At 37.3% G+C, this 7,788-nt stretch carries 9 protein-coding genes; 7 read left to right on the top strand and 2 right to left on the bottom strand.

Going from position 1 to position 7,788, the window contains the following annotated elements; translation table 11 throughout:
* Positions 1-186: 186 nt before the first annotated feature.
* On the top strand, positions 187-831 hold the full coding sequence (locus CD152_RS08865; RefSeq protein WP_157819670.1) for a metallophosphoesterase: 645 nt from the start codon (positions 187-189) through the stop codon (positions 829-831).
* 50 nt (positions 832-881) lie between these two features.
* Here the strand turns inward: CD152_RS08865 and CD152_RS08860 are convergent, their stop codons facing one another.
* Positions 882-1,112: a hypothetical protein gene (locus tag CD152_RS08860; protein ID WP_015912180.1), complete on the bottom strand. Its 231-nt coding sequence runs from the start codon at positions 1,110-1,112 to the stop codon at positions 882-884.
* 156 nt (positions 1,113-1,268) lie between these two features.
* Between CD152_RS08860 and CD152_RS08855 the strand changes: the two genes are divergently transcribed.
* The 6 genes from CD152_RS08855 (at position 1,269) to CD152_RS08830 (ending at position 6,604) form a co-directional block, all read left to right on the top strand.
* A complete protein-coding gene (locus tag CD152_RS08855) occupies positions 1,269-1,619 on the top strand; it encodes an ArsR/SmtB family transcription factor (RefSeq protein ID WP_041636518.1) in 351 nt (116 codons plus the stop codon).
* Positions 1,609-3,672, top strand: a complete 2,064-nt coding sequence (locus CD152_RS08850) for a heavy metal translocating P-type ATPase (RefSeq protein ID WP_103214666.1) — start codon at positions 1,609-1,611, stop codon at positions 3,670-3,672. Before CD152_RS08855 ends, CD152_RS08850 begins: the two co-directional genes overlap by 11 nt.
* A gap of 204 nt (positions 3,673-3,876) precedes the next feature.
* Positions 3,877-4,146, top strand: coding sequence for a hypothetical protein (locus CD152_RS08845; RefSeq protein WP_086039170.1), 270 nt, complete (start codon positions 3,877-3,879; stop codon positions 4,144-4,146).
* A gap of 29 nt (positions 4,147-4,175) precedes the next feature.
* Positions 4,176-4,898: a membrane protein insertase YidC gene (gene yidC, locus CD152_RS08840; protein WP_101035894.1), complete on the top strand. Its 723-nt coding sequence runs from the start codon at positions 4,176-4,178 to the stop codon at positions 4,896-4,898.
* Positions 4,899-5,012: 114 nt separating this feature from the next.
* Complete coding sequence (locus CD152_RS08835) at positions 5,013-5,498, top strand: GNAT family N-acetyltransferase (protein WP_101144451.1); 486 nt, start codon at positions 5,013-5,015, stop codon at positions 5,496-5,498.
* Positions 5,489-6,604: an FAD-dependent monooxygenase gene (locus tag CD152_RS08830; RefSeq protein WP_103214665.1), complete on the top strand. Its 1,116-nt coding sequence runs from the start codon at positions 5,489-5,491 to the stop codon at positions 6,602-6,604. Before CD152_RS08835 ends, CD152_RS08830 begins: the two co-directional genes overlap by 10 nt.
* 272 nt (positions 6,605-6,876) lie before the next feature.
* On the opposite strand, the gene CD152_RS08825 is transcribed toward CD152_RS08830, so the two are convergent.
* The gene (locus CD152_RS08825; RefSeq protein ID WP_103214664.1) at positions 6,877-7,590 is read right to left on the bottom strand and encodes a hypothetical protein; all 714 of its coding nucleotides are present in this window, start codon (positions 7,588-7,590) and stop codon (positions 6,877-6,879) included.
* Positions 7,591-7,788: the final 198 nt, after the last annotated feature.

Below are 7,788 nucleotides of genomic sequence, written 5' to 3'. Positions count from 1 at the left end.
TATATCATTAAAAATGGCTGCGCTAATACAAGCACAGCCGAGTAATTAATTTTTATTTTTTTAAGTGTCTACTTGACTGGGTGATGTTCATCGATTTCGGTCTGGTTTTTAATATTTTCTTTAGATTTTTCGGCGATTGAATTATAATCAGTAACTACTAATCTTTTTATTATGAGGATGACGGAGATGAATTATTTTATTATTGGAGATGTACATGGTTGTTTCTTTACCTTGAAGAAAATCATGAAGCACTGGAAAAAAGGCGAAGAACAGCTTATCTTTGTCGGAGATTATATTAACAAAGGCTGCAATTCGAGAGATGTGGTCTATTATATTAGAAAGCTGTGCAATATGTACCCGGATACGGTGTGTATAAAGGGGAATCATGAATATAAGATGGTACAGTATATAATGCAGCATACACCAAAGTCAGAGATGAAAGAAAACTACAGAAGAACGCTCACACATTATCCATTGAAAAAATTAGAAAAGGATATTGAGTGGATGCATCGTTTACCGCTTTATTATGAAAATGAGGTACTGTATGTATCACATGCCGGCGTGAACTGGCTGAACTTCAGGAAGTTTAGTACAGAGAGCAGCTGGTGTGTACTGCGCTACCGTGGAAAGCTGAAGCATATGCATAAGCTGCAGGTGATAGGACATACGCCAACAGAAAGCGGTAAGCCGGAGTATGATAAGAAACGTAATATACTCAACATCGATACAGGTGCAGGGAACTATGAGCACCTATGTGCGGTACGGATTAATAAACACGGCAAACTGGTAGATAGTTATTTGGAGAAAGTAGTCGAAGAGGACAAATATTAACATAACATGAACGTTAAAAAGCACCTGACGAGTCAGGTGCTTTTTACTATTTAAATATCGGTTCTTTCAAGCGGAGTAATTTTGACGATTTTATTTAAGTTGATTGCACTATTATGTTCCCCGTCATTGATTGGAAGGAAACCTGTTTCATTACGATCGCATTTTGTGATGAAGTTATTGTACGCAATCTTCTCATCTGTTGAGAAGAACTCGTAATGATAAACAGTTTCATTGTTGTCCAGCTTAATTTCAATCTTTAAATAATTACTACTTGATTCCATTATGGATAAAACTCCCTTGTTTATTATTTGTTCATCTTTTAGATTCCCGTAGTAAAAAGATATAAACATAACATTCAAATCATTGTTTGAATATTATGTTTGTTATATAATATATTCAAAGATATATTTGAATGAGGTGGATATGTGAGTAATGATATGTGTGATGTTTACTTATTTGATGAACACAAAGTATCACGTGTAAAAGCGAATATGGAGGTTGTTGACTTAGCACCAATGCTTTCGATTTATAAGGCATTAGCTGACAAGAATCGTTTGTCAATCTGCTATAGTTTGCTGCTTGAAGAGAAATTATGCGTGTGTGATCTGGCAAACATTATCGGTGCGACTGTCGCTACGACGAGTCATCATCTCAGATATTTGCTTAAATCACATATTGTAAGCGTCGAAAAAAAGGGTAAGAATGCATTTTATGAACTGAAAGATGATCATATTAAGACGTTGATAAGAACAGCGTTAGCACATGGAGATGAGGATGATGAAGAATAAAGAAGTATATCGCTTAGAAGGATTATCGTGTACAAATTGTGCAGCGAAATTTCAGGATAACGTGAAGTCGATTCCAGGTGTAGAGGATGTCACTTTAAACTTTGGTGCGGCCAAGCTTGAAGTTACTGGAGATGCATCGATTGAGGCGTTAGAAGCGGCAGGTAAATTCGATAATATTAAAGTGAGACCGGCCCATATTAAACGTGTTAAAAAAGTTCCTTTCTATAAGAAGAGAGAGAATATACCGTTTATATTGTCGGCAATTATATTTTTAGTTGGGATGCTATGTAGTCTGAACTTTGGTGAGGATCATACAGTAACGCGTGTTGTGTTCATCATTGCGATATTGGTTGGGGGTTACCATCTATTTATCGAAGGAGTAAAAGGTCTGTTTAAATTGAACTTTGATATGAATGTACTGATGACGGTTGCTATCATTGGTGCAGCGCTAATTGGTGAATTACAAGAAGGCGCGATGGTCGTTGTACTCTTTGCGATAAGTGAAGCGTTAGAAGGGTACGCGATGGAGAAATCCCGTGCAGGTATCGCTTCGCTTATTGATATCTCGCCAGACGTTGCGCTTATAGCACGTGAAGGTAAGTTTATTGAAGTGGATGTAGACAGCATTATGCCTGGTGATATCGTCAAAGTACTGCCTGGTAAGAAAATACCAGTAGACGGTGTTGTAACCGATGGACAAAGTAATATTAATCAGGCGAGCATCACTGGAGAAAGTATTCCTGTACATAAGCAGGAGGGAGACACTGTGTATTCAGGTACGCTGAATGAATCCGGTCAGTTGACAGTCCGCGTAACTAAACGAAATGATGAGACGAAACTTGCACAGATGATTCATCTTGTAGAAGAAGCGCAGAGCGAGAAAGCGCCGACCCAGAAGTTCGTCGATAGATTTGCGAAATATTACACTCCTATTATTATGCTCATTGCATTAACGATTATCGTAGTACCACCGCTCTTTGGAGGAGATTTTAATCACTACCTATACCAAGGGTTGTCAGTGCTTGTTGTTGGATGTCCCTGTGCACTTGTAATATCCACGCCAGTAGCAATCGTAACAGCGATTGGACGCGCAGCAAAAGAAGGGATGCTCATTAAAGGTGGCGTGCATCTCGAGAACGCTGGACATATTAGCACCGTTGCTTTCGATAAGACAGGAACTTTGACGAAAGGAACACCTGCTGTTGTATCAAGAAGAGATTTTGAAGCAGATCAGAAGGATGACATTATCTATACACTTGAAAAAGAGGCTGGACATCCACTCAGTCGTGCCGTCGTCGATTCGCTTGAAGTGCGCACGCTCGTTCCTGTAACCGATTATGAAGTGGTTACTGCCAAAGGTGTAAAAGGCGTGTTCGATGGTGTTGAATACCGTATAGGGCAACGTTCTTTCTTTGATTTGACTGATGATGCACAAAAAGAAATAGAAAACATGCATGAAACAGGTGCAACGATGGTGCTCTTTGGAACAGTCAATCGAATTTACAGTGTGTTCTTTATTAAAGATACACTGAGAGAAGAAGCAGAATCAGTCATTCGTACCCTTGAACAAATGAACATTGATACTGTCATGTTAACAGGGGATCATAAGTCAGTTGCTGAAACAATCGGCAAAGAAATCGGATTAACACAAGTACATGCGGGATTATTGCCTGAAGATAAACTGGATATCATTAAAGATTATCAGCAACATGGACGTGTTGCGATGGTTGGAGATGGTGTTAACGATGCGCCCGCACTCGCTCAAGCTGACGTCGGTTTCTCGATGGGCGGGGCCGCAACAGATACCGCATTAGAAACAGCGGACATTGCATTTATGAAAGATAATCTTGACGATTTACCCCGTGTGATTCAACTGAGCAAACGTACATTGAAGATTATTAAGCAGAATATCACGTTCGCACTTGGCTTAAAGCTACTTGCGATACTACTCGTGATTCCAGGATGGCTCACATTATGGATCGCAATATTCGCGGATATGGGTGCAACGATATTAGTGACCCTGAATAGTTTGAGATTGTTGAAAAGAAAATAAGAAGAACGTGCGATCTTAGGTGATCGCACGTTTCTTTATATTGAGTGAGTGTTTGAGGAGAACTCGAATGTCCCATTATCGGCCACTCGCGTACAAAAGTGAGTCTGAATGTCCTATTATCGGCCACTCGCCGATAACATAACTATCACCTTTCAACCAAATTATGATATTCTATCTATACTAATATAAAGAAGGGGTGAAGTGATGGAGTTATTGATCAACTTATTAACTGAAGATTTACTGTGGAAGTATATTTTCTTTAAATTACTCTATTTAATTCCATACTTCACTGCCTTTTTATTCTTACTGATTCACACGATTGCACATGTTAAAGTAAGTGCAGAGTGGATTGAAGTCAGAAAGATTAAACATAAAGTAACGTATACGTATCTATTGATTTCCAAAACGCTAATATGGCGTATTAAGTGTCTGTCCAGACAGTCCGATGAGGTAGCGGCATCTCCTATATATTAATTTCACATTAATATATAGGAGGACATAAATTGAAAAAATTCACAGTTTTACTCACAGCATTATTATTACTACTTACAGGGTGCGCGCCAAAAGAGGATGGTCTATTTCATCAGTCACTGGTGGAGCCATTTGCGCAGTTGATAAAATATTTTGCGAGTTTCTTTGATGGAAGCTACGGTATGGGGATTGTACTTGTTACGGTCTGTGTACGGCTTGTACTCATGCCGATGATGCTGAACGCAACGAAACGTCAGAAGGTTATGCAAGGCAATATGAAGCTTGCTCAGCCTGAGATTAAAAAATTGCAGGATCAGATCAAAGTTGCAAAAGATGAAGAGGAGAAAGCACGACTATCACAAGAACTTTTAAAAGTTTACAGCAAATATAATGTAAATCCATTAAACATGGGCTGTCTTCCGGTCATCGTACAGATGCCGATATTGATGGCGTTATATTTTGCGATAACGCATAGTAAGGATATTGCAACTCAAAGTTTTCTCTGGTTTAATCTGGGGAGTCCAGATATCATGATGATGGTGATTGCAGGCGCATTATATTTCTTGCAGTCTTGGATATCATTGCAATATATGCCGGAAGCAACGCGTAAACAAATGCGACCGATGATACTGATGAGTCCGATGATGATTATCTTCGTCAGCTTCCATTCACCAGCAGCACTGCCATTATATTGGTCTGTCGGTGCAGTCATCTTAATCACCCAGCAATATATATCGAATAAACTTTATAACTAAGTAACTTAAACGTCGTCAGCTTCCATTTCTGGCGACGTGTCTCTTTGCTCAAAAAAAGCATTTATATAATGGATGATGTATAATGAAATTATATTATGAGAATCAGGTGAGCGTATGAACAGTGCTATGACAATCAGTTATCAATTACAGACTGAGCGGTTGATAATTGATGCTTTATGTGCACAAAATTTAGAAGAGGTGCTGTCGAAATATAAGTACGACAGCAAATATATTCAAGAAGTTTACAAACAGCATATGATGCCAGGACGTATTGGTTATGGGACGTGGTTATTGAAGCTGGAGGATACTTTCATTGGTGAAATCTCCCTCAGTGGACCACCGAGCTGGCATCATGAGATAGAAATCGGCTACCACATACGCTGTAACTATAGACGTAACGGCTATGCTTATGAAGCGATAAGCTGTCTTATAGCGCATTTAACACAACATCATGACAAACTGACGATTAAAGCATCGGCACTAATCGATAATACAGCATCTCAGCGTTTACTTGAGACGTTAGACTTTATATGTACGAATATAGATGATAGCTATTATTATTATGAATATGAATTTAATGGAGTGATGACATGCGTATAGGAATCATTGGTGCGGGTATCGGTGGTTTAACCGCAGCGATATTACTAGAACGTCTTGGACATAGCGTAGAAGTACTAGAAAAGAGACACGTATTAAAACAAGAAGGTGTAGGTCTTGGTATCGGTGAAAACGCGATACGTGCACTTGAACGTTATGATATTGCTGAAGATATAAAAAGAGACGGCAATATTTTGATTGAAGCTCAGCTAAGAGATGCGAACGATACATATTTAAATCGTGTGATCTTTAATAAAGCTGGAGAAGATAATATTACGATACAGCGCAGTTCACTGCATAATATACTACGTTATCATTATAAAGGGAATGTAAGATTGATTAAAGAGGTCGTCAAGATTACAGACTTTGATGCAGGAACAATTAAAATGAATGATGGTACTAGCAACCAGTATGATCTCATTATTGCAGCGGACGGGCTGCACTCTCAAGTGCGCAGACAGATGTTTCCAGGTAGTGAGGCGAAGTATCAAGGATATACATGCTTTAGAGGAACGAGCGTGAATCCAGGGCTGAACGACAAGACAGCGTTAGAATACTGGGATGCGCGTGGCAGATTCGGGATTGTTCCTCTGGGAGATAATGAAGTCTACTGGTTTTTATGTATTAATGCCCTTGAACGGGATACAGAGTTCAGAAACTATAATCTGAAGAAGTTAAAGCGATACTTTGAAGAATTTCCTCATGCAGTGACTAATGTTTTAGACAATACAGTCGGTGAACCATTACATCATGATATATATGATATTGAACCGCTTAAGACATTCGTAAAAGGACGTGTCGTATTACTAGGGGATGCGGCACATGCAGCGACACCTAATATGGGGCAAGGTGCATCGCAGGCCATTGAAGATGCAGTTTGTCTCGCCAACCAGTTAGAACAATACCCATTGAAAGAAGCACTTGCAAATTATGACCGATTAAGTGTTCCGCATACGAAGAAAGTCATACTGAAGTCCCGTAAGATAGGGAAAGCTGCTCAAAGTGAATCGCAGCTGTTTATTCAATTACGTAATAAAGTCGTAAAAAATATTCCTGAATATGTCTTGAATAAGCAGACAGAATTTCTGAATAGAAGACCATTAAATTGAAATAAGAACGTCGTGTTACAAAGATGTGAGCAACACTCCAAAAGTTAGATTTGAAAATCTTAACTCTGGAGTGTTTTGTTTGTAATCACACGTTATTTGTATAATAAATAAGGCTAATTAAACGATTACCGATTGAAATCCAAAAAATGATAACAGTTAATAATTTAGAAGACACTAATGCTTTCCATCATTATCAAGTCGTCTTGTGAAACATATCCAATTTGTTTTCTTGAGACATAGAGATTAACATCCTTTTGTAGATGATTCATAAATTATAATCTTTTCAAATTATATATAATTTTTTCAAGGTTTTCTGTAGTTTTGTTTTCGCCTTTTTTTATGCTGAAAAATAAGGCTGTCTCTATCTCTTTCATATCTACGAGTGATAATAAATTAAGTTTCATTAAAGCAAAATATTTATAGAAAACTAGTTGAGGATAACAATAGGTATTATTATTCACGAAGACAAATTCTATAGCTGTGCATGAAATATCATACATCTCTTTGTATTCTTCAAGCTGAAAGAGAAGCCTTAGGTAATTATATGCAACCTTGAATAACAGATCCTCATATGCATTACTTGTTATCGCAATTCTATAACCTTTCGAGAAATACTCTTTAGCTTTCTCTGACTGATTATTTTCCATTGACAGAATCCCCAAGCTATTCAGAGTTCTTATCTTAAGATTATCCTCCATAGTATCACTGTGTTCAGAGTAAAAAATCTCTAATTTTTCGAATGAATTATTATTTCGTGTATAATTATCTGTTACTAATGATACATACATAATATAAATTGAGTCATTAAAGCTTAATTTTTCTTTATCTATCACGCTAATAAGATTTTGTATTTTACCATATTCTCTAATTTTCAATAAATAGTCTATGCGTTCCTTATCTATTAAAAATTCATTTTCTATTCTTTTTATTCTATTTTCATAGACTAGATCATCTAAAGAAACTTCCAATTTCTCAGCAATCTTCACTAGAAGACTTGCTAAAGGTATTATCTCGTCTTTCTCTATCTTGCTAATTTGACTTTAAGTGCATATCCCATCTGATAGCTCACCTTGAGTCATATTAAGTTGTTGACGGCGATTTTTAATTCTTTTTCCTATTTTCATAAATTAACCCTTTCTTATTATATAGATATATATTATATATTCATATATTACATAATATAT

The organism is Macrococcoides caseolyticum (genome assembly GCF_002902665.1).
Classification (GTDB): Bacteria; Bacillota; Bacilli; order Staphylococcales; family Staphylococcaceae; genus Macrococcoides; species Macrococcoides caseolyticum.
This window is presented reverse-complemented; position numbering and strand designations above follow the sequence as displayed.

What these genes read in the sequence shown, in the direction of transcription:
- CD152_RS08865 (WP_157819670.1), top strand. Translation starts at nt 187, where the DNA reads ATGAATTATTTTATTATTGGAGATGTACATGGTTGTTTCTTTACCTTG.
- CD152_RS08860 (WP_015912180.1), bottom strand. Translation starts at nt 1,112, where the DNA reads ATGGAATCAAGTAGTAATTATTTAAAGATTGAAATTAAGCTGGACAAC.
- CD152_RS08855 (WP_041636518.1), top strand. Translation starts at nt 1,269, where the DNA reads ATGTGTGATGTTTACTTATTTGATGAACACAAAGTATCACGTGTAAAA.
- CD152_RS08850 (WP_103214666.1), top strand. Translation starts at nt 1,609, where the DNA reads ATGAAGAATAAAGAAGTATATCGCTTAGAAGGATTATCGTGTACAAAT.
- CD152_RS08845 (WP_086039170.1), top strand. Translation starts at nt 3,877, where the DNA reads ATGGAGTTATTGATCAACTTATTAACTGAAGATTTACTGTGGAAGTAT.
- CD152_RS08835 (WP_101144451.1), top strand. Translation starts at nt 5,013, where the DNA reads ATGAACAGTGCTATGACAATCAGTTATCAATTACAGACTGAGCGGTTG.
- CD152_RS08830 (WP_103214665.1), top strand. Translation starts at nt 5,489, where the DNA reads ATGCGTATAGGAATCATTGGTGCGGGTATCGGTGGTTTAACCGCAGCG.